A 20580-nucleotide genomic window follows, 5' to 3' on the forward strand; every position below is an offset into this window, starting at 1 on the left:
CGCGAACCCACCGACTCCGGCCCGCATCGACGCGCCGGTGACCAAGGCCGTCTCGAACCCGAGCGGCACGCACGAAAGGAACCCGTCATGGAACTCGACATCAACGCCCTGGACATGCTGCCCGCCACCGGGGAGTCGCAGCTGTGGCCCTGCGAGCCGACCTGCAACCCCCACACCTGCGGCAACGAGGAGACCTGCTGGTACACGAAGCTCTGACGACCCCGGCCCGTCACCACGGAAGGAAGGAACGCGATGGAGATCGACGTCAAGGCGCTGGACATGCTCCCCGCCGTCAAGGAGTCCTCGCTGTGGCCCTGCCTCATCACCTGTGAGGTAGGGACCTGCGACGACAGCTGCTGGATCACCATCTGACGAGATTCGTCACCGCCCCGGAGCCGACCGGGCGGTGGAAAAGGAGGAAAGCAATGGAGATCGACGTCAAGGCGCTGGACATGCTCCCCGCCGCCGAGGAGTCCTCGCTGTGGCCCTGTGTCATCACGTGCACCATCTCGTGTGACTCGAGCTGCCTCATCACCGTCTGACCAGGTCCCGTCACCGCCCCGGCGACCGGGGCGGTGCGAAGGGAGGAAAGCAATGGAGATCGACCTCAGGGCGCTGGACATGCTCCCGGCCGCCGAGGAGTCCTGGCTGTGGCCCTGCACGCTCACCTGCTTCGGCAAGACGTGCGAGGGCGACGAGACCTGCTACGTCACCCTCAGCCTGGCCTAGTGCAGTCCCCGGTCGCCGCCGCCGGCGGTGACCGGGGTCCCGTCGCCGTACCGAGAGATGGAGAGAAAGGATGTCAGATCCCGTGTCGGGCGCTGCCGGGGAGCGGGTGACGCACAGGCACAGTGACCGCCTTCTCGCCTCTCTCGCACGGCGCGCCTGGCGGCCGCTGGCGGTGGTCGCCGCCGGATCCGCCGCCGCCTCGGCCGCGACACTGGCCATGCCCGCCCTGCTGGCCGCCGCGGTCGACGAGGTGCTCGCGGGGGAGGACGCGCTCGCCGCGGTGGCGTGGCTGGCCCTGACCGTGGCCGTCTTCACCCTCGCCGACCTGGCGCGTACCATCGCCGGCGCCTCGTCCAACGCCTCGGCCACCTCGGCGCTGCGCCTGCGGCTCACCGGCCACGTCCTGCGTCTGGACGCCGGCGAGGCCCGCCGGTTCCCGACCGGGGAGCTGGCCACCCGGCTGGTGAGCAACACCGCCACTGCCGGACGTGTCCCGCTGACCCTGGTGGACACCGCCGCCGGGCTGGTCACCGCGGCGGGCGGGGTCACCGCGCTCTTCCTCGTCGACCGGTGGACCGGGCTCGCCTTCCTGGCCGGCCTGCCCGTCGCGCTCACCATGATCTTCTTCTTCGTCACCCGGATGTCCGGGCTGTACGACCGCTACCAGGAGGCGCAGGGCCACCTGGCCGCGCGTCTCACCGACACCCTGGCCGGCATCCGCACCGTACGCGCCTCCGGCACCGCCGATCGCGAGATCGCCCGCGTGCTCGCCCCGCTGCCCGGCCTTTCCGCGGCCGGGCGTGCCCTGTGGCGGGCCCAGGCCCGCGGCGTGTGGCGGATCGGCCTGGTGCTGCCGCTCATCGAGGTGATCGTCCTCGCGGTGGCGGGCCTCGGCGTCGTGGACGGCCGCCTGGCCCCCGGGCGGCTGCTGGCCGTGGCCGGGTACGCCACGCTGGGCCTGTCGTTCGTCGAACAGCTCGACGCGGTGATGAGCCTGGTCCAGGCCCGCTCGGCGGCGCGGCGGGTCTGCCAGGTGCTCGCCCTGCACACCCAGGTCCCCGGCACCCGTCCGGCGCCCGCAGGACCCGGGACGCTGTCGTTGCGCGGCGTCACCGTGACGCGGGACGGCACCCCGCTGCTCGACGAACTCGACCTGGAGGTCCCCGCCGGGCTGCTGACCGCGGTCGTCGGGCCGTCCGGCGCGGGCAAGACGACGCTGGCCCTGGTGGCGGGCAGGTTGCTGGACCCCGACCGCGGGGAGGTGGTGCTCGACGGCCGGCCTCTGCGCGAGATCGCCCCCGAGTCCCTCCGCGACCTCGTCGCCTACGCCTTCGAGCGCCCCGCGCTCCTCGGCGGGGACCTGGCCTCGGCCATCGCCTACGGAAGGCCCGGGACCGGCCGCGCGGCCGTGCGGGAGGCCGCGGCCGCGGCCCGCGTCGACGACGTCATCCGCCGGCTCCCCCAGGGGTACGACACCCCGGCCGCGGGCGCGCCGTTGTCCGGCGGCGAACTCCAGCGCCTCGGCCTGGCTCGCGCGCTCGTACGGCGCGCACGGCTGACCGTGCTCGACGACGCCACCTCCAGCCTCGACACCGCGACCGAGGCTCAGGTCACCCGCGCCCTCGTGGACGGGATGCGCGGACGCACCCGCCTGGTCGTCGCGCACCGGGCGACGACCGCCGCCCGCGCCGACCTGGTCGTCTGGCTCGAAGGCGGCCGGGTCCGCGCCCGGGGCACCCACCGGGACCTCTGGACCGACCCGGCCTATCGCGCCCTGTTCGCCACCGGGGACCTCAGCGAGAAGGAGGAACCGTGTCCGGTGCCGCGCTGACCCGGTCGCCGTCGCGTCCGGCGGCCACGCCCCTCGCGGGGCCCGCCGTGCTCGGCGCGCCGCGCCTGCTGCTGGAGTTGCTCCGGCCCCGCAGGCGCCCGCTGGCCGTCGCCGTCGCCCTGTCCGCCGTGGAGTCGGCTCCGGCGCTGCTGTCCGGGCTGCTCGTCGCCGCCGCCGTCGACCACGGTTTCCTGGCGGGCAGGCCGGCCACCGGCCTCGCCCTCCTCGCCGTGCTGGCCGCGGTGATGACGCTCAAAGCGGTGGCCACCCGGCTGATGCTCCCCGTCCTGGCCGAGGTCGTCGAACCGCTGCGCGACGACCTCGTCCACGCCGTGGTCACCGCCGCCGTCACGCGCGCCGCCACCGGGGCCGAACCGCCCGACCCCGCCGCCGTCAACCGTCTCACCGCGCAGGTGGAAACGCTGCGAAACCTGATCTCCGCGCTGCTGCGCAGCACCCGCCAGCTCGGCATGTCGCTGGTCGCCGCGCTGGTGGGGCTGCTGGCCCTGTCCCCGCCGGCCGCCGCGATCGCCGCGGGCCCGGTGCTGCTGGCGCTGGCGGTGTTCGCCTGGCTGCTGCGCACGCTGGCCGGCCGGCAGCGCGCGCTGATCCTGGCCGACGAGCGGCTCACGGCCGAGGTCACCCCGATCCTGGCCGGACTGCGCGACGTCGCCGCCTGCCGGGCCCACGACCAGGCCGCCGCGACGGTGGAGGCCGCGGTCTCCGCGCAGGTGGCGGCCACCATGTCCATGGCCTGGGCCGGCACCGTCCGGCGGCTGATCGTCACGCTCGGCGTCCACGTCCCGCAGCTCGCCCTGCTGGTCGCCGCCCGCCCGCTGGTCGAGGGCGGTCACCTGACCGCGGGGGAGGTCGTCGGCGCGGTGACCTACCTGGCCACCGGGATCGACCCGGCGCTGCGCACGCTCGTCAGCACGGTCGGTGGCTGGGGAGTGGCCCTCGCCGTCTCACTGCGCAGGATCGCCGAGTCCATCACCGTGCCGGTGAGCCCCCCGCCGGCCGGGACCGGGCGCGTCCCCGCAGGAGAGCGGCTGCGGGCCGAACGGCTGACCTTCGGCTACGCGCCCGCGGCGACACCGGTCGTCCGCGACCTCGACCTCACGATCCCCGAAGGGGGCCATCTGGCCGTGGTCGGCCCGAGCGGCGCCGGCAAGTCCACCTTGTCGCTGCTGCTCACCGGGCTTCTGCGCCCGACCGGTGGCCGGATACTGCTCGGCGCGCTCCCGCTCGGCGAGATTCCGGAACACCGCCTGCGGACCGTGGTCGCCCTCGTGCCCCAGGAGGCGTACGTCTTCACCGGCACCGTCCGCGAGAACCTGGCCTACCTCCGCGCGGGGGAGACGCGGGGCGGCGACGCGCGGCTGCTGGCGGCGGCCTCCGCCGTGGGCGCCCTGCCGCTGGTCGAACGGCTCGGCGGGCTCGACGCCGTCGTCGAGGAACCCTCCTCGCTCTCCGCCGGGGAGAAGCAGCTCATCGCCCTGGCCCGCGTCCACGCCTCACCCGCGCGGATCGTCGTGCTGGACGAGGCGACCTGTCACCTCGACCCCGCCGCCGAGAAGCGCGCCGAGGAGGCGTTCGCCGCGCGCGACGGCACGCTCATCGTCATCGCGCACCGCATCAGCTCCGCCATGCGCGCGCGGCGCGTCCTGCTGATGGACGGCACCACCACGATCTCCGGGACGCATCCGGAACTGCTCACCCGATCGCCCCTGTACGCCGACCTGGTCGGCCACTGGCGGGGCGACGCCTGCGCCGCAGGTGCGACCACCGAGGAAAGGACCACGCCATGAGCACCCCGACGGGGCCGAGCGACGTCGTCTGGGACGTCACCTACGCCTGCCCGCTGCGATGCGTGCACTGCTACTCCGAGTCGGGCAGGCGTCCGGCCCGGCAGCTGAGCCATGACGAGATGCTCAGGGTCGCCGACGCGATCATCTCCCTGCGCCCGCAGTCGGTGGAGTTCGCCGGCGGCGAGCCGCTGCTGGTCAGAGGCCTCATCGAGGTCGCAGGGCGGATCAGGGCGGCGGGGGTGGCCGTCAACTGCTACACCGGCGGATGGACGCTCGACCGCCGGTCGGCCGAGGAGGTGACCCGGGTCTTCTCCCGGATCACCGTGAGCGTCGACGGGGCGAGCGCCGAGGTGCACGACCGGATCCGCGGGCGAGCCGGTTCGTTCGAGCGGGCGATGAACGCGCTGGCCGTCCTGGACGGCCTCTCCAGGGAGCGGGTGGCCGCCGGCCTCGGCCCGGTCGAGTTCGGGGTCGACTACGCGGTCCTGCGGTCCAACCTCCACCAGCTGGAGGAGTTCTGCGGCACGGTCGCGCCCCGCTTCCCGCACCTGCGGTTCCTCGCCTTCGCCGCCGCGGTGCCGGCCGGCCTGGCCAGCAGGGAGGGGTTCGCCGAGCACGAGCTGCTGGACTTCGACCGGCTGCGCGAGCTGGTGAGCGGCGTCGAACGCCTGCGCTCCCTCGCCCCCCGGTCGGTCCGGGTGACGGCGTCGGACAACATGATCTTGATGATGCATCCGAACCTCCTGAAGCGGTACGGGTTCCCGCTGCTGCAGGTGGAGCCGGACGGGGAGGTCCGTGCGATGCCGATGTACGAGGGCACGGTCGGCAGCCTCCTCACCGAGGACGCCGGCACGCTGTGGCGGCGCGCCGTCGACAGGTGGAGCGACCCGCTGGTGGTGGAGGCGCTGTCGGCGGTCCGCTCGATGGAGGACTGGTCGGAGGCGACCCGGCGCATCGACCGCCACTTCGGCACCGAAGAGGACCGCCGCCGCATCGACCGCCGCCCGCCCTACACCTCGGGGGCCCGTGTCTCGTCCCTGGTGCCGTGACGACGTGACGGGGCCCGGAGGGGATGCCTCCGGGCCCGGGGGCACGGATCGGATCAGTACTCGGTGGTGACGGCCGCGCCGGTGAAGGCCTGTGCCGCGTAGAGGCTGATGTAGTTGTAGCCGGCCGGCGGGTTGTCGATGACCAGGGACTCGGTGTTGCCCGAGGCGGTCGAGCGCTGGGAGTACGCCGACGTGGTGGCCCAGGAGGCGCTGTTGTAGTACAGGTCGGCGTTGCCGGTGCCGCCCGCGGCGGTGATGGTCAGCCTGCTCGTCCCGGCGGGCAGGTAGATGTACAGGTAGGCGTAGTTCCCGGTGGTGGCCGACAGGCCGCCGCGCCGGCAGTTGCGGTCGAGCCGGCGGGTGTCGGTACCGGTGCATTCGGTGCCGCCGCCACCACCGCCCCCGCCCGAGCAGGAGCCGGCCGCGCAGGAGGCCAGCCAGGAGTACCAGTCGGAGTCGTAGCGGGCGCCGATCGTGCCGGTCAGGAACGACCGGGCGGTGTTCCACGCCCCGGTCCGGTACGACCCCAGGACCGTCGTCACGTCATCGGGGTGCCGTTCGAACATGTACCGCACGGCCAGGTAGCCCCAGCGGTAGATGCGGGTCGTGTCGTGCGAGTAGGTGGTGTCCCACAGCGTGCTCAGCGCGTAGGTGCGCTTGGCCGCCTCGGTGATCGCGGCGTCGTAGGTCACCTTGCGGTAGGAGTAGGAGACGTACTCGGCGAAACCCTCGATCCACCACACCGTCGGCGTGCCGATCCCGGCGTCGAAGTCGCCGTACATGTCGAACCGGCCGTCGAGGTAGTGGGTGTACTCGTGGTTGAGGTTCCAGATCTGGAAGTCGGGCCGCAGCCACTCGGCCTCGTAGGCGATGAACCTCGGCTGGTTGCCCGCCGCGGTGGGGTCGCCCTCCAGGTACATGCCGCCGTTGTCGGTGTCGATGCCGAACATCACCCCGGCGTAGGTCTGGTAGTCGCCGCTGGAGTCGAACACCACCACCTCGATGGTGGTGTTGCCGTCGCCGGCGACCGGCCGTCCGCCGTCCTTCACCAGGTTGTGGAAGTAGGCGTCCTGGTTGGTCAGGCTCGAGCAGCTGGCGGACAGCTGGGCCGAGGTCATGTCCTGCGCGCGGATCCTGATGCTGGAGCCGCAGGTGTAGGTGATCGGCAGCACCTCCACCGCCAGGCGGTTCCGCAGGTCGCAGGTGCCGTAGTAGGAGCAGTTCGCCTTGTCGTAGGAGTCGGTCATCTCGGCCACGCCGACCCACAGCGGCGCGGTGACCCCCTTGATGGAGCTGAGCCCGAGCAGGTGCCTGGCGAGCGGGCGCACCGTGGGCTGCAGCGCGGCGTGCTGGAGGAACCGGCCGAGCTCGCGTCCGGCGTTGGACGCCAGGTAGGCCCGGTCGGTGCCGAGCAGGGCCAGGTGCCCGGCGGCGAACGCGTCCAGCGTGTCGAGCACGCCGCGGTCGGCCTGGACGGCGGTGACGAACGCGGGCAGCTGGTGGCCTCGGAACAGCACCGTGTAGACGTTGTTGACCGCGTTCAGCATCCACCACGACGCGTCGTAGGAGCTGTTGTAGCCGTTGAGCAGCCGCTTGACGACGTACAGGTAGCGGGCGTTCTGCTGGGAGCTGTCGATCAGCGTGACGGCCTCGGCCAGGATCTCGCCGTTGGCGTCGCTCACGGTCGAGGAGGCGGGGTTGGCGAAGAACGCGTCCAGCGCCGCCTGGATGGCCGTGGCCAGCGACGAGCCGTACGTGCCGACGTCCGCCGGGTGGTACCACTGCACGTAGTAGCCCGCGCGCAGGTAGAGCACCAGTTGCGCCGTGCCGGCGCTGTTGTCCCCGGCGTAGCGGAGGCCGTTGTCGCGCAGCGCGTAGGCGACGGTCGTCATCTTCGCCTCGCGGAAGGCGCCGTAGGCGTCCCCGCCGGTCAGGTCGAACAGCGTGTTGACGCAGTCGGTGGTGGAGGAGGTGATCTGCTGCACCAGCGCAGAGCCCGAGCGGCCGGTGAAGTCCGCCACGTTGCAGGCCGCCGCCGGCGTCCTGGCCTTGGCCGAGGGGCGCGGGTGCTCGGCCGTGTCGGCCGGCCGGTCGTAGTCGCGGCGCAGCGCGTCCCTGGACGACGGCAGCGGCGCCCTGTCCTTGACGTCGAGGGGGGACCTGCGGACGTGGGGCGTGCCGTCCTTGGCGGTCGCCGTCAGAGGTGACGGCGGTGGCGTCCCGTTCTTCGCGGGCGCCGGGCGGGGTGGCGTGCCGGCCGCGCTCGCCGGTGCCGCGAACAGGGGAAACAGGAGGGCGAGGGCCGCTGAGAGCGTCACCAGCCACCGGCCGTACAGGGGTTTGCGCACACGAGCCTCCGGGGGGTGTCCGAGGGGATGCGAGGTCGGCTACGAGTGTGCGGTCGGCCCGCTGTGCGCGGTCATAAGGCGGCACATAAGTGTTTGCTATTACCTCGCCGGACATTCACCTCAAATCCATGATGTGGCTCATAATCCGGGTTATGGACCTGGACCTCCGGCATCTGCGGATGATCTGTGCGATCGCCGAGGCGGGCAGCATCACCAAGGCGGCCGCACGGCTCGGCCTGTCACAACCGGCCATGACGACCCGGCTCCACCAGGTCGAGGAGATGATCGGCGGCCGGCTCTTCGCCAGGAGCCACACCGGGGTCGAGCCCACGCGGCTGGGACGCCAGGTGATCTCGCGGGCCCGCATCGCCCTGTCGGAGATCGACGCCCTCTTCGGGGATCTGCGCGACGCCGACCCGGCCGCGACCGGGCTGCGGCTCGGCTGCAGCCACCTCGCCTGCGTGGCCAGCGTCGTCGACCGGGTCGGCGCGGCCCTCCCCGGGCGCCCCATCTCCCTGAGCATCGAGCCGTCCACCGTCCTGCTCGCCGACGCCCTCACGCGCGGGTTGCTCGACGCCGCGCTCATCGGGATGATCGAGGGCTTCGAGGTCGCGTTCACCGCGCCCGTCGTCACGCGCACGGTGCTCCCCAGGTACCCGATCTTCGTGGCCCTGTCCGCGGCCCACCCGCTGGCCGGGCAGGCCGAGGTGCGGCTGTCGGACCTGAGGGACGAGCGGTGGATCAGCCCGCCGGGGGCCGACGACGGGTCCCTCGCGGCGCTTCGCGCCTGCTGCCGGGCGGCGGGATTCGAGCCCGACGTCCGCTACGACGCGCCCAGCGGCGCCGGCCACATGCTGGTGTCGGCAGGCCACGGCGTCCGCCTCGTGGACCCCACCTCGCCGGTGCCCGAGGGCGTCGCGGTACGGCCGCTGGCGGGCGATCCGCAGGTGGCCCGCCTGGTGATGGCCTGGCGCAGGGACCGGCTCGGCATGCAGACCGCCGCCGCCGTCTACCAGGGCCTGACGGCGGCCTTCCAGGACCACCTGGACGACAACCCGGCCTTCAGGAAGTGGTGGGACGCCCACCCCGAAACCCACCCCCTCCCCTGACCACCCGCCCTCACCGGCTCGGCCCCGGCGGCCTTCACCCGGTCGAGGGCGGGAACGGCCTGTGTCGGTCCAGCCACGACAGCGCCTCCTCGCCCTCGGGCACGTCACGCGGGAGGGTCGAGAAGGATTCTGAAACTTTCGATCCATTGTCCGATCGTTAGCCGTCAGTGTGGCGAGCGCCATGACGGTCAAGATCAGGTAGCGTGAGATCGCCGAAATCTCCCGGCAGGCGTCCGAGCTGGGCACTGAGCTGATCGTGCAGGCGAGCGCGGGCCCTCCCGCCCGCCGGTCATGCGTCATGAAACTTTCGGTGGTTCCGTCAGGAGTAAACGCTCTCCCATGTATTGACAGCGCTGTCCAGGCCTGCTTACCGTGGCGCCGGATCGCAGCCCGCTGGCGCGCCGAGCGTGGCGTGAGGCGAGCACCGGGAGCGCCCACGTTTCGTCATTGCCGAGAACACCGAACCCCCTGAGCGACGGGCGAGAACATGGAAGATCGACGCGACCGGAAGGCGCTGGTGGTGCGGGGCGGCTGGGAGGGGCACGCCCCGGTGGAGGCCACCGAACTGTTCGTCCCCTTCCTGGAGAAGCAGGGGTTCGAGGTATGCCGTGCCGACTCCCCGGCGCCGTACGCGGATCCGGCGTTCATGTCCGGCGTCGACCTCGTCGTGCAGTGCTACACCATGGGCACGATCGAGCCGGCCGAGGTGCGCGGGCTGGCGGCGGCGATCCGCGCCGGCACCGGCATGGCGGGCTGGCACGGCGGCATCGCCGACTCCTTCCGGAACTCCTCCGACTACCTGCACCTCATCGGCGGGCAGTTCGCCTGCCATCCAGGCAGGAACCCGGCCGAGTCGGACGAGGGCTCGCAGGAGCACTACTTCGTGCCGTACACGGTGAACATGCTCCCCGAGGCGGCCGGCCACCCCATCACCGAGGGCATAGCGGACTTCGGCCTCGTCACCGAGCAGTACTGGGTGCTGACCGACGACTACGTCGACGTGCTGGCGACCACGACCCAGAAGGTCCGCCCGTGGGACCCCTGGCACCGGGAGGTCACCTCGCCGGCGATCTGGACCCGCCGCTGGGGGGACGGCAGGATCTTCGTCACCACCCCCGGCCACAGCCTCGACGTCCTCCGGCACGACAGCGTGCGCACCGTCATCGAAAGGGGAATGCTGTGGGCGAGCCGGTGAACGTCGGGGTCGTCGGCTGCGGCGCCATCTCGTCCCAGTACTTCCGGACGATCGAGCGGCTGCCGCGGCTCCGGCTGGTGGCGGTGGCCGACCTCGACCTCGACCGGGCGCGGGAGGCGGTGCGGCCGTACCCGGCGGTGGACGTGCTGGGCGTCGCGGAGCTGATGGCGGATCCGCGCGTCGACGTCGTGCTGAACCTCACCGTCCCCGCCGCGCACGCCGGGATCGCGCTCCAGGCGATCGCGGCGGGCAAGGACGTCTACTGCGAGAAGCCCCTCGCCGCGACATCGGCGGACGCCGCCCGCGTGCTCCGGGCCGCCGGCGAGGCGGGAGTACGGGTGGGGTGCGCGCCGGACACCGTACTGGGCACCGGCACGCAGACCGCGCGCAAGGCGATCGACGACGGCCTCATCGGCAGGCCCGTCGCGGCGACCGCGACGATGATGACCCCGGGGCACGAGCGCTGGCATCCGAACCCCGACTTCTACTACCTCCCCGGAGGCGGACCGCTGCTGGACATGGGCCCCTACTACATCACGAGCCTGATCACGCTGCTCGGCCCGGTGACGACGGTCGTCGGCGCCTCGGGCCGCACCCGCGCCACGCGCATGATCGGCTCGGGCCCCCGCCGGGGCGAGGAGATCCCGGTCACCGTCGACACCCACGTGACCGGTGTGCTCGTCCACGCCTCGGGAGCGCTGTCCACGCTGGTCATGAGCTTCGACGGTGTGGCGACCAAGGCGCCCCACATCGAGGTGCACGGCGAGGAGGGCTCGCTGGTCGTCCCCGACCCCAACCACTTCGACGGCCAGGTCCTGCTGCGGAAGGCCGGGGACGACGCCTGGCACGATCTCCCCGCGTCCGCCGGCTACGCCGAGGCGGGCCGGGGAGTGGGCGTGGCCGACTTCGCCTCGACCCCGGCCGGCGAGGAGCCCCGCGCGGGGGGAGCCCTGGCCTTCCACGTGCTCGACGTCATGGAGTCTCTGCTGGCCGCGGCCCGCTCCGGCGCCGCCGTGACCATCGCGAGCACCTGCGAACGTCCCCGCCCCGTGGCGTACGAGTGATCCGGTGAGGAGCGGTCAGGCCGGCGACCGGACCGCCGGCCGGCTCCCGGCGGGACCGAGGTGGCGCCTCATGCAGGTAAAATCTGCTGTCCCGTAAGTGTGGAAACGCCACGCTGGTAGCAGCGTCGGCGTCCTCCCCGTGCCGGAAGGCGACGTGCCGGGGGCGGGCTGCGCCGCCGGTGTGGACCCCCGGCGGACGGGAAGCATGCCGAAGCGTTGGAACATGGTGTGACAGCCGGTCCGATGCGCGTCCGTCCGGAACGAGGAGCCCGATCATGACCCCCGACGCCACCGAAGACGTCCCGACCTTCGCTGACCTCGGGCTACGTCCCGAGCTTCTGAAGGCGCTCACCGTCCTCGGATACGAAGAGCCGACGCCCATCCAGCGCGAGGCGATCCCACCGCTGCTCGAGGGACGCGACCTGCTCGGCCAGGCCGCGACCGGCACCGGCAAGACCGCCGCGTTCGCACTGCCGGTGCTCCAGGGCATGCCCGAGGGCGGCGGCAGCGGCCGCCCGCTCGCGCTGGTCCTGGTGCCCACCCGCGAGCTCGCCGTCCAGGTGTCGGAGGCCGTCCACCGGTACGGCCGCGACCTCGGCACCCGCGTCCTGCCGATCTACGGCGGCCAGCCGATCGGCCGCCAGCTGCGGGAGCTCCAGCGCGGCGTCGACGTCGTGGTGGCCACCCCCGGGCGGGCCCTCGACCACATCGGCCGCAAGACCCTCCAGCTCGACGCCCTCCGGATGGTCGTGCTGGACGAGGCCGACGAGATGCTCGACATGGGGTTCGCCGACGACATCGAGGCGATCCTCCAGGAGACCCCCGAACAGCGGCAGACGGTGCTCTTCTCCGCCACCATGCCGCCGCGCATCGACTCCATCGCCCGCGCGCACCTGCGCGAGCCGGTGCGCATCCAGATCGAACGCGAGTCGGCGCCCCCCGGAGAGGCCCCGCGCGTCCGGCAGAGCGCCTACGTCGTGGCGCGGGCCCACAAGCCGGCCGCCCTCGGCCGGGTGCTCGACGTCGAGGCGCCCGAGGCCGCGATCGTCTTCTGCCGCACCCGCGAGGAGGTCGACCAGCTCACCGAGACCATGAACGGCCGCGGCTACCGCGCCGAGGCGCTGCACGGCGGCATGGGCCAGGAGCAGCGCGACCGCGTCATGGCGCGGCTGCGCGCCGGCACGGCCGACCTGCTCGTCGCCACCGACGTCGCCGCGCGCGGCCTCGACATCGAGCAGCTCACCCACGTGGTCAATTACAACGTGCCCTCGGCCCCCGAGTCGTACGTCCACCGCATCGGCCGCGTCGGCCGGGCGGGGCGCGAGGGTGTCGCGATCACCCTCGCCGAGCCGAGAGAGCACCGGATGCTCAAGACCATCGAGCGGGTCACCAAGACCAGCATCACCGTCGAGAAGGTGCCGACGGTGGCCGACCTGCGGGCCCGGCGGCTGGAGCTGACCCGCTCGGCGCTGGAGGAGAGCATCCTGGAGGACGACCTCGAGCACTTCCGGGTGGTCGTCGACACCCTCGCCGACGAGTTCGACCTGGTGGAGATCGCGATGGCCGCGGTCAAGCTGGCCCACGAGGCCAGCGGCGCCGCGGCCGACGAGGAGGAGATCCCCGAGGTCCACCTGCGGGCTGAGCGCGCGGGCCGCGAGGGCCGCCCCCGGCGGGAGCCGGCGCCGCGGGGGGAGCGGCACGGCCGGGGTCCCTCCGGCGGCATGACCCGCATCTTCGTCGGCGCCGGGCGCAGCGCGGGGGTCCGCCCGCAGGACCTGGTGGGCGCGATCGCCAACGAGTCACGGCTGAGCGGCCGCGACATCGGCGCCATCGAGATCGCCGACCGCTTCTCCCTCGTCGAGGTCCCCGACCACTCGGCCGACGACGTCATCGCCTCCCTACGCCACACCACGATCAAGGGCAGGAAGGTCACCGTCCGCCGCGAACGCTTCTAGGCCGGCGGCCACCGGACGACGGTGGACCGGTCGTCCGGCGGCCGGCCGCGTCGGCCGCCGTCGTGGTGGACGACGATGTCGCCCGAGCCGGGGAAGGCGCGGGCGGCGCGCCTCCGGAGGGGGACCTTCGGGGCCGGGCGGAGAGGGGCGCACGAGACCGGCCCGCTCGGCCCCCTCACCGCTTGAAGTGAGCGGGCGGCCGCCTTTCTCCGGCGAAAAGGCGTGCCCCGCCGCTCAGGTACCCGGGCAAGCCGGAAGAGGTAGTTCGTCCCACGAATTTGTTATGCTGGGCCGGTGAGCAAGCATGTCGACGGCCAGATCGGGACGGTGGCCGCGCTGGTGCGGTCCACGTTCCTGGTGAACGCGGTCTACTCGGAGTCCGCGCGCGAGTACGGCATTACCCAGCAGCAGGGCCAGTTGCTGTGCGTCCTGATGGCGCAGCCGTACGGCATGAGCGAGCTGGGCGCGGTGCTCGGCCTGGCCAAGTCGAGCCTGACCGGCCTGGTCGACCGCACCGAGCGCAACGGCCTCGTGCGGCGAGAACCCGACCCCCAGGACTCCCGCGCGGTGCGGGTGGGGCTCACCGGGCGGGGCGCCAAGCTGGCCGACGAGTTCTACACCGAGACCTGCCGCCGCGTCGAGGCGCTGACCTCGGGCCTCGACCCCGCGGAGCGCGACACGCTCGCCGCCCTGCTCGGCCGCGTCGTGGCGGACAACAAGGTTCCCACCGTCTTCTTGGAACCCGGCCAGCCGAGCTGACGCTTAGAAAGGGCCGCAGTTCGTGTCACGAACTGAAAATCATTCGTGACACGAACTGCGTCTACGTGTGAATCATGACCGGCACGGCTTCGCCGGCGGAGGTCACGGTGGTTCCGCGGTCGCCGGTGCCCGGACCACGGGCGACGGCGCCGCCGAGGGGCTCGGATGTGTGCTCACAGGGCCGAGCCGCCCGTGGCGTCCACGACTCGCCCGGTCACCCAGCGGGCGTCGTCGGAGGCGAGGAAGGCCACGACGTCCGCGACATCCTCGGGGGTGCCGACCCGGCCGAGCGCGGAGAGGGACGACGCCCGCTCCCACGCTTCGGCGTTGCCGCGCAGCCATCCGGCGTTGACGTCGGTGTCGATGATCCCCGGCGCGACCGAGTTGACGGTGATCCCGCGCGGGCCGAGCTGCTTGGCGAGGTTGAGGGTGAAGGTGTCCAGCGCGCCCTTGGTCGAGCCGTAGGCGATTATCTCGGGCATCGCCAGCCGGGCCGCGCCGCTGGAGATGTTGATGATCCGCCCGCCGTCGTTGAGCCGGGACAGCGCGTGCTGGACGATGAAGAACGGCGCGCGGACGTTCACCGCGAACACCTCGTCGAACTCCTCCTCGGTGAGGACGGCGATGTCGGCGCTGCGTCCGATGCCGGCGTTGTTCACCACGATGTCGACCCGGGCGTTCCCGGTCGCCGCGTCGAACGCCTCCCACAGCGCGGCGGCGTCCCCGTGCCGGCCCAGTTCGGCGTGCAGGGCCAGCGCCCGTCCGCCGTCTTTCTCGATGTGACGGACGGTCTCCTCCGCGGCGGCGGTGTCCCGTGCGTAGGTCAGCGCGACGGTGGCCCCGTCGGCCGCCAGCCGCCGCGCGATGGCCCGCCCGATGCCCCTGCTGCCGCCGGTGACCAGCGCGACCTTGCCCGCGAGACGTTCCATGTCGATGCTCCGCTCATTTGTTGAGTGATTCTTCAACAAACACGGTAGCACGGATTTTTGAGTGGATGCTCTAGAATTCGGCGCATGACCGGAAGCCGCCGGGGCCGTCCCCGCACCTTCGACCGCGACCAGGCGCTGGCCACGGCCGTCCGCCTGTTCTGGGATCGCGGCTACGAGGCCACCTCCGTGGGCGACCTGACGGAGGCGATGGGCATCCGGCCGGCGAGCCTGTACGCGGCCTTCGGCGACAAGAAGGCCCTGTTCAAGGAGGCCGTCGCCGCCTATCAGCGGTCGAAGCCGGCGGGCTTCGCGGGGGCCGCCCTGCGCGAGGAGCGCACCGCCTACGACACCTTCGCGCGCATCCTGCGCGAGGCCACCGAGATCTACACCGACCCGTCCCACCCGGCGGGCTGCCTGATCATCCGCTCGGCGACCAACGTCAACCCGAAGGACGCCGACATCGAGGCCTTCCTCCGCGACATCCGCAACGCCAACGTCGGCGCCTTCGCCGCCCGCCTCGACGAGGCCGTCCGCGCGGGCGAGCTGCCGGGCTCCACCGACACCCGGGCCCTGGCCCAGTACCTCGCGACCGTCCTGCAGGGCTTCTCGCAGCGGGCGGCCGACGGCGCGACGGCCGCGGAGCTGCGTCCGGTGGCCGAGCTCGCCCTCACGGCCTGGCCCACCTCACCCCCGGGATGATGGGGAGTTCCGAATCGTGGAGATCGCCTGACGGCGGGCCTTCCGCGGCTGTCAGAGCTTCAGCTTGCGCATCTTGTCGGCGGCGCGTCTGGCGAGCGTGGAGAGGGAGGCGGCGCTCGGCGTCGTGGTGCCGCTGCGGCTCAGGACCATGAGGACGTCGCCCGACCTGGCCAGCACCATGAACTCCTGCGCCGAGGCCACGTACCTGCCGTTCTCCAGGACCGTGACCGTGATCCAGCCCGCCCAGGTCTCGGTCGCGACCGAGGGGAACTTCACGTGCCGTACCTTCTCGACGAAGGTCTGCACCGGCTTCTCCCTGGTGTGTTCCAGCCGGAACTCCCCGCACCGCCCGAGGATCCCGCTGACGCGGGCCAGTTCCTTCTTCGCCGAGCCCGACTTGTAGTGCCTGAGGGTCTCCAGGACCCAGGGGCCGAGGTCGCCGGCGGTGAAGGCCGTGCTCGCGTAGCGCACACCCGGCTGCTTGGGGATGCTGAAATCCAGGGAGTCGAGGGTCCGCGAGCAGAGGGGAGAACTGCTCGAATCGTAGGGCTGGTACTGCGGAGTCCAGCGCGTGAAGCCGGCGGGCAGGTCCGCGACCGCGAGCAGCGCCCCCTTGAGATCGGGCGCCGCCGCGGCCGCCCGCCGTGGCGCCGCCGCGTCGCCGTGGGCGTTGCCGGTGAGCACCAGGAGGCCCGCCACCGGCAGCGCCAGGGTGCCGGCGGTACGCGAGAGGAACGATCGTCTTCCGATCATGGTCGGTCACTCGCCTAAGGTCGGGAACGGAGGGGTGAACGTGGGGACCGGGTCGTCGGGCGGGTAGCGCTTGAGCAGGTCGCACCGCCGCACGAAGAGCGTCCACGCGGCCGTCGCCATCTCGTCGGAACGCCGTCGCGCGCTCTCGGACATCAGCTCCCCGGCTCTGCGCATGTGAGGGTCGGGCACCGTCTGCAGGAACGCGCCCAGCCGGGCGCGGGTGGCGTGGTCGCCCGCGTCGCCGAGGGCCCGCGTGCCGACGACGCGCAGCCACAGGCAGACCAGTTGGCGCTCGTTGGACTCCGGAAGGACGGCCGGCGGACGATGCGCCAGCGGCCCGCCGATCGCACCGGACACCACGGCGCCGAGGAGGACCAGCGTCGCGAGCGCCCCGGCCAGCAGGGCGGCCGGCCGCGCGAGACCGTCCCGGCCAGGAGGCCACGCGCTCGCGCAGCAGCCCAGCACCACGAACGCGAGGACGCCCGCGGCGACGCCGCGAGGCCTGAGCGCCAGCGCGGCGAGGGCGCCGGGCCCCCACTCGTCGGCGGCCGCCAGCCGCGCGGCCAGGAACCAGGTGCCGAGCGCCACGCCGAACACCAGGGCCGCCGCGAGCGCCGCCGGCCGCCACGCCCGGACGCCGTGCCGGGACAGCCGGACGCGTGCGGTCAGCGCGACCCAGTTGAGGATGAGCGTGGTCGCCGTGGGCAGCCCCAGCGCGAGCCCGAGGACGGTGAGCGGCTTCCCTTGCAGGAACGTCAGCTGGACCGTCGATTCGGGGGCCGAGGCGAACAGGACGTTCCATTGGGCGCTCGCCCGCGGCGCCAGGATCGCCCCGAGGAGGAGCCCCGTTCCGAGGGCGAGCCCCGGACCGGCCACCCGGGTGCGGCGGGTGCCGGTGGACAGGTCGTACAGCGTCGAGCGCCACACGGCCAGGCCGACCACGCCGGTGATGGGCAGCGCGACGGCCGACGCCACGAGCCAGTAGGTGACGAGCGCGGGAAGCGGCAGGAACGTCTGCGCCGGCGCCGACAGCTCGACGATCGCCACGCCGCCCGCGACCCCCGCCGCCAGCGACTCCGGGACGGAGGTCCTCATGGTGAGGCCGGGCTCCTCCAGCACCCGGCGGCGGCGCGCGAACGAGGGGTGCACGCGGACCAGCCACGGGCGTTCGGCGGCCGATCCGTCCAGCAGGCCGAGCAGCTCGCTCGCGTGGGATCGGCCCGCCCACAGGTCCGCGTCGTGCTCGCGGGCCCGCAGCACGCCGACGAACGTCGCGACGACCAGGGCCGTCAGCAGTGCCAGGCGCCACGCCAGCGCCAGGCTCGTCGACCTCTCCTGGGACATCGCGGAGGCGGCGAGCGTGGCCGCGCCGACGACGATCACGAAGCAGACGGTGGCGAACAGGGCGAGGTGCGACCTGTCGACGTCACGGTTCTTCAGATGGCCGAGCTCGTGGGCCAGGAGCGCGGTCACGTCCCGCGGCCTCGCGCGCAGCCGCAGCATCGCCGTGGCGGGGAGCAGCACGCGGTAACGGGGCCTGCGGCCGAAGGCGAACATGGCCCAGCGGTTGTCCCGTCTCCTGCGCACCAGCTCCGGTTCCGCCGCGAGGCCCGCCGCGCGGATCGTCTCCCGCAGCGCCGCAGGCACCTCCTCCAGCGGCGCCGCCTTCTGCCACCGGCTCACCACCGCCGGCGCCGCGAGGTAGGCGAGCACGGTCAGGGCCGAGACGAGGAGGGGGCCCGCCAGCGGGGTCACCGACTGCAGGGCCAGGACGCGGGAGGTGCAGGCGACCAGGTCCGCGCCGTCCGCCAGGCACGCCCGGTTCCGCCCCGCCCAGCTGTCCTGCCCCCAGACGATGAACCAGTAGCCGGCGAAGTACGACGCGCCCGCCACGGTGAGGAACAGCAGCCGCAGCCGCGCGGTGGTCGGCGGAGGCAGGGCGAAGGGATCCACCGGGCCCACCGCTCAGGCCTCCGGCGTGGTGCCGGTCCGGAGCAGCTCCGCCAGCACCGCCTCCAGGAGCAGCCGGGCCTTGGTCTCGGGCATGCCGAGCTCGCGGGCCCGGGCGTAGACCTTGCCGGCGATCAGCTGGCACCGCTCGACGCTCAACGACGGCAGCGGGTCGGTGGCGAGGGCCTTCGCCTCCCGCCGGCGACGTGCCCGCCGGCCGGCGAAGCGGGCGGCACGACGCGCTCCGGCGCGCGCCTGATCGCTGATCTCGTCCTTCACCGTGTCGGCCAGGGCCGTGCCGAGGAACGACACGACGACCGGGGCCCACTCCGCCATCTGTGGAACGATCCCGGAGCTCAGCAGGTGCTCGCGCGTGCCGTCCATCTCGGTGGGATTGGCCGTGTGGATCTCCCAGACGTCCGGCAGGTAGGGGAGTTCGCCGGGGTCGAGGCGGCCGAGCACGCCCTCGATGACCTGGTATCCCGTTCGCCGCTCGCCCATGTGACGCTCCAAAGCGGACGAGCGCGCCCGCGCTCGATGACCGGAGGTGCAGGAGTAAAAGTGCTCCGGGAAAGGAGGCGGCTCAAGTCACAAGGCGATTAAGTGCCGTGCCGTCGTCGGCCATTGGTCCCCATATTTGGTTTATAACGGCAATAGCCGCTTAAATCATGTTTTGGCCGGTACCGGGCCGGTCTGGGGATACGGCGCGGATCTGCCCACCTGGTGGGCGGCCCTGCGGCCGGCCCTTCCCCGGCAGGTCAGGCGACGGAAATTCGGGGCCGTTAATCACGGATAGGGCCACCCCGTATGCCGGTCAGGCCAGAGCGTTGACCGTGGCGGTGTAGACGGCGGGGAGGCGCCGGGCGGCCGGGACGATCAGGCGGGCGGTGGCCGGTCGGCGGCGGGCGGCCAGCAGCGCACCGGTCAGCAGGCGGTGCCGGAACGACAGGCGCCGCCACGCCGTCTCGTACGCCTCCGGGCGGCCCGCGCGCAGGCAGCCGACGAGGGCGCGGGCCGACAGCAGCCCGAGCGAGACGCCCTCGCCGGTCAGCGCGTCCACGTACCCCGCCGCGTCGCCGACCAGCAGCACCCGCCCCGCGACCCGCGACCGGACCCGCTGCCGCAGCGGCCCCGCGCCGCGCACGGCGGTGGCGGCGGGGGCGCCCGCGAGGCGCTCAAGGAGAGCGGGGAAGGCGGCGAGGTGCTCGTCGTACGGTTTGCGCTCGCCGCTCAGCACCGCCACTCCCACCAGGTCACCGGCGACCGGCGTCACGTAGGCCTCGGCGCCCGCCGTCCAGTGCACCTCCACGAAGCCCGTCCACGGCGCCACGCGGAAGTGCCGGCGCAGGCCGTACCGGCGGGGCGCTCGGTCCGGCAGCTCCAGCCCGAGCCGGCGGCGCAGGGGGGAGTGCAGCCCGTCCGCGGCGGCCAGCCAGCGCGCCCGCAGCCCCGCCGCCTCGACCCATTCCGCGCCCTGCCGCGGCTCCTCCACCCGTCCCTGGACGATCTTCACGCCCAGCTCCCGGGCCCGGTGCGCGAGCGCGGCGTGCAGCGACGTCCGGCGGACGCCCAGCCCGTGCCCGTCGCGGAACTCGGCCTCCACGCCGTGCCGCCGGTCGAGGTACCGGATGCCGCGCAGCGGGTGCCCCTCCACGGCCACGCCGAGCGCGCCCAGGGCGGCGACACCGGTGGGCATCAGCCCCTCGCCGCACGCCTTGTCCACCGGCACCGGGCGGGGTTCGACCACCACCGCCTCCATCCCCGCCAGCGCAGCGTACACGGCGGTGGCGAGCCCCGCCGGGCCGCCCCCCGCGACCAGGACGTCGATCACACCGCGCCCCGCGCGTCGCCGGTCACGCCGCCTCGCCGGCCGGCGTCGCGGGGGAGGACGAGGCCAGCGCGTCGTTCTCGCAGCGGATCCGCACCACCATCAGCGCCGCGTTGAGCACGGTGAACGCGCCCGCCGTCGCCCAGGCGCCGTGGACCAGGGGCAGCGCCGCGCCCTCGACCGCCACCGCCACGTAGTTCGGGTGCCGCAGCCACCGCAGCCGGTACGGCCCCCGCCGCACGAGCGGCAGCCCCGGCACCACGATCACCTGGGTGTTCCACTGCGGCCCCAGCGTCGTGATGCACCACCAGCGCAGGGCCTGGGCGGCGACGACCAGGGCGAGCATGGGCCATCCGAGCGCCGGGACGAAGGGCCGCCCGGCGAGCCAGGTCTCCAGCAGGCAGCCCGCGAGCAGCCCGGTGTGCAGGACGACCATCCAGAGATAGTGGCCCTGCCCGAACACCCGCCCGCCCCGGGCGAGGCTCCAGCGGGCGTTGCGCCGGGCCACGACCAGTTCGGCGAGCCGCTCGGCGCCGACGAGCAGGACGAGCAGCATGTACCAGGACATCGCGGC

At 73.2% G+C, this 20580-nt stretch carries 19 protein-coding genes; 12 read left to right on the plus strand and 7 right to left on the minus strand.

Going from position 1 to position 20580, the window contains the following annotated elements:
• Positions 1-87: 87 nt before the first annotated feature.
• From KIK05_RS12765 to KIK05_RS12790, 6 genes are all read left to right on the plus strand, one after another.
• Complete coding sequence (locus KIK05_RS12765; protein WP_214410880.1) at positions 88-216, plus strand: ALQxL family class IV lanthipeptide; 129 nt, start codon at positions 88-90, stop codon at positions 214-216.
• Positions 217-425: 209 nt separating this feature from the next.
• On the plus strand, positions 426-542 hold the full coding sequence (locus KIK05_RS12770; protein ID WP_214410881.1) for an ALQxL family class IV lanthipeptide: 117 nt from the start codon (positions 426-428) through the stop codon (positions 540-542).
• Between the two features lie 52 nt (positions 543-594).
• Positions 595-729 carry an ALQxL family class IV lanthipeptide gene (locus KIK05_RS12775; protein ID WP_214410882.1) on the plus strand — a complete coding sequence of 45 codons (135 nt, stop codon included), beginning with the start codon at positions 595-597 and terminating at the stop codon, positions 727-729.
• Between the two features lie 70 nt (positions 730-799).
• Positions 800-2560, plus strand: coding sequence for an ABC transporter ATP-binding protein (locus KIK05_RS12780; RefSeq protein ID WP_214410883.1), 1761 nt, complete (start codon positions 800-802; stop codon positions 2558-2560).
• Positions 2542-4368 (plus strand): ATP-binding cassette domain-containing protein, encoded by a 1827-nt coding sequence (locus KIK05_RS48835; protein ID WP_214410884.1) that lies wholly within the window; start codon positions 2542-2544, stop codon positions 4366-4368. The genes KIK05_RS12780 and KIK05_RS48835 overlap by 19 nt, the downstream gene beginning before the upstream one ends.
• The gene (locus KIK05_RS12790; RefSeq protein WP_214410885.1) at positions 4365-5417 is read left to right on the plus strand and encodes a radical SAM protein; all 1053 of its coding nucleotides are present in this window, start codon (positions 4365-4367) and stop codon (positions 5415-5417) included. The genes KIK05_RS48835 and KIK05_RS12790 overlap by 4 nt, the downstream gene beginning before the upstream one ends.
• 53 nt (positions 5418-5470) lie before the next feature.
• Here the strand turns inward: KIK05_RS12790 and KIK05_RS12795 are convergent, their stop codons facing one another.
• Positions 5471-7765 carry a M9 family metallopeptidase gene (locus tag KIK05_RS12795; protein WP_308249887.1) on the minus strand — a complete coding sequence of 765 codons (2295 nt, stop codon included), beginning with the start codon at positions 7763-7765 and terminating at the stop codon, positions 5471-5473.
• Between the two features lie 152 nt (positions 7766-7917).
• Between KIK05_RS12795 and KIK05_RS12800 the strand changes: the two genes are divergently transcribed.
• The 5 genes from KIK05_RS12800 (at position 7918) to KIK05_RS12820 (ending at position 13847) form a co-directional block, all read left to right on the plus strand.
• Positions 7918-8874, plus strand: a complete 957-nt coding sequence (locus KIK05_RS12800; protein WP_214410886.1) for a LysR family transcriptional regulator — start codon at positions 7918-7920, stop codon at positions 8872-8874.
• Positions 8875-9361: 487 nt separating this feature from the next.
• Complete coding sequence (locus KIK05_RS12805) at positions 9362-10069, plus strand: ThuA domain-containing protein (RefSeq protein WP_250562697.1); 708 nt, start codon at positions 9362-9364, stop codon at positions 10067-10069.
• The gene (locus tag KIK05_RS12810) at positions 10054-11133 is read left to right on the plus strand and encodes a Gfo/Idh/MocA family protein (RefSeq protein ID WP_214410887.1); all 1080 of its coding nucleotides are present in this window, start codon (positions 10054-10056) and stop codon (positions 11131-11133) included. Before KIK05_RS12805 ends, KIK05_RS12810 begins: the two co-directional genes overlap by 16 nt.
• A gap of 275 nt (positions 11134-11408) precedes the next feature.
• On the plus strand, positions 11409-13088 hold the full coding sequence (locus KIK05_RS12815) for a DEAD/DEAH box helicase (RefSeq protein ID WP_214410888.1): 1680 nt from the start codon (positions 11409-11411) through the stop codon (positions 13086-13088).
• Positions 13089-13382: 294 nt separating this feature from the next.
• On the plus strand, positions 13383-13847 hold the full coding sequence (locus KIK05_RS12820; RefSeq protein ID WP_214410889.1) for a MarR family winged helix-turn-helix transcriptional regulator: 465 nt from the start codon (positions 13383-13385) through the stop codon (positions 13845-13847).
• A 173-nt stretch (positions 13848-14020) separates the two neighbouring features.
• Here KIK05_RS12820 and KIK05_RS12825 read toward each other — a convergent pair whose 3' ends face one another.
• Positions 14021-14776, minus strand: coding sequence for a glucose 1-dehydrogenase (locus tag KIK05_RS12825; RefSeq protein ID WP_214410890.1), 756 nt, complete (start codon positions 14774-14776; stop codon positions 14021-14023).
• Positions 14777-14860: 84 nt separating this feature from the next.
• Between KIK05_RS12825 and KIK05_RS12830 the strand changes: the two genes are divergently transcribed.
• A complete protein-coding gene (locus tag KIK05_RS12830; protein WP_214410891.1) occupies positions 14861-15475 on the plus strand; it encodes a TetR/AcrR family transcriptional regulator in 615 nt (204 codons plus the stop codon).
• Between the two features lie 51 nt (positions 15476-15526).
• Here KIK05_RS12830 and KIK05_RS12835 read toward each other — a convergent pair whose 3' ends face one another.
• The 5 genes from KIK05_RS12835 to KIK05_RS12855 form a co-directional block, all read right to left on the minus strand.
• Complete coding sequence (locus tag KIK05_RS12835) at positions 15527-16228, minus strand: hypothetical protein (RefSeq protein ID WP_214410892.1); 702 nt, start codon at positions 16226-16228, stop codon at positions 15527-15529.
• Between the two features lie 6 nt (positions 16229-16234).
• Positions 16235-18181, minus strand: coding sequence for a M48 family metalloprotease (locus KIK05_RS12840; RefSeq protein ID WP_214410893.1), 1947 nt, complete (start codon positions 18179-18181; stop codon positions 16235-16237).
• Between the two features lie 12 nt (positions 18182-18193).
• Positions 18194-18679 (minus strand): hypothetical protein, encoded by a 486-nt coding sequence (locus KIK05_RS12845; RefSeq protein WP_214410894.1) that lies wholly within the window; start codon positions 18677-18679, stop codon positions 18194-18196.
• Positions 18680-18992: 313 nt separating this feature from the next.
• The gene (locus KIK05_RS12850) at positions 18993-20009 is read right to left on the minus strand and encodes an NAD(P)/FAD-dependent oxidoreductase (RefSeq protein WP_214410895.1); all 1017 of its coding nucleotides are present in this window, start codon (positions 20007-20009) and stop codon (positions 18993-18995) included.
• A 22-nt stretch (positions 20010-20031) separates the two neighbouring features.
• Positions 20032-20574 (minus strand): isoprenylcysteine carboxyl methyltransferase family protein, encoded by a 543-nt coding sequence (locus tag KIK05_RS12855; RefSeq protein ID WP_214410896.1) that lies wholly within the window; start codon positions 20572-20574, stop codon positions 20032-20034.
• Between the last annotated feature and the right edge of the window lie 6 nt (positions 20575-20580).

Source organism: Sphaerisporangium fuscum, assembly GCF_018531465.1.
Lineage (GTDB): Bacteria > Actinomycetota > Actinomycetes > Streptosporangiales > Streptosporangiaceae > Sphaerisporangium > Sphaerisporangium fuscum.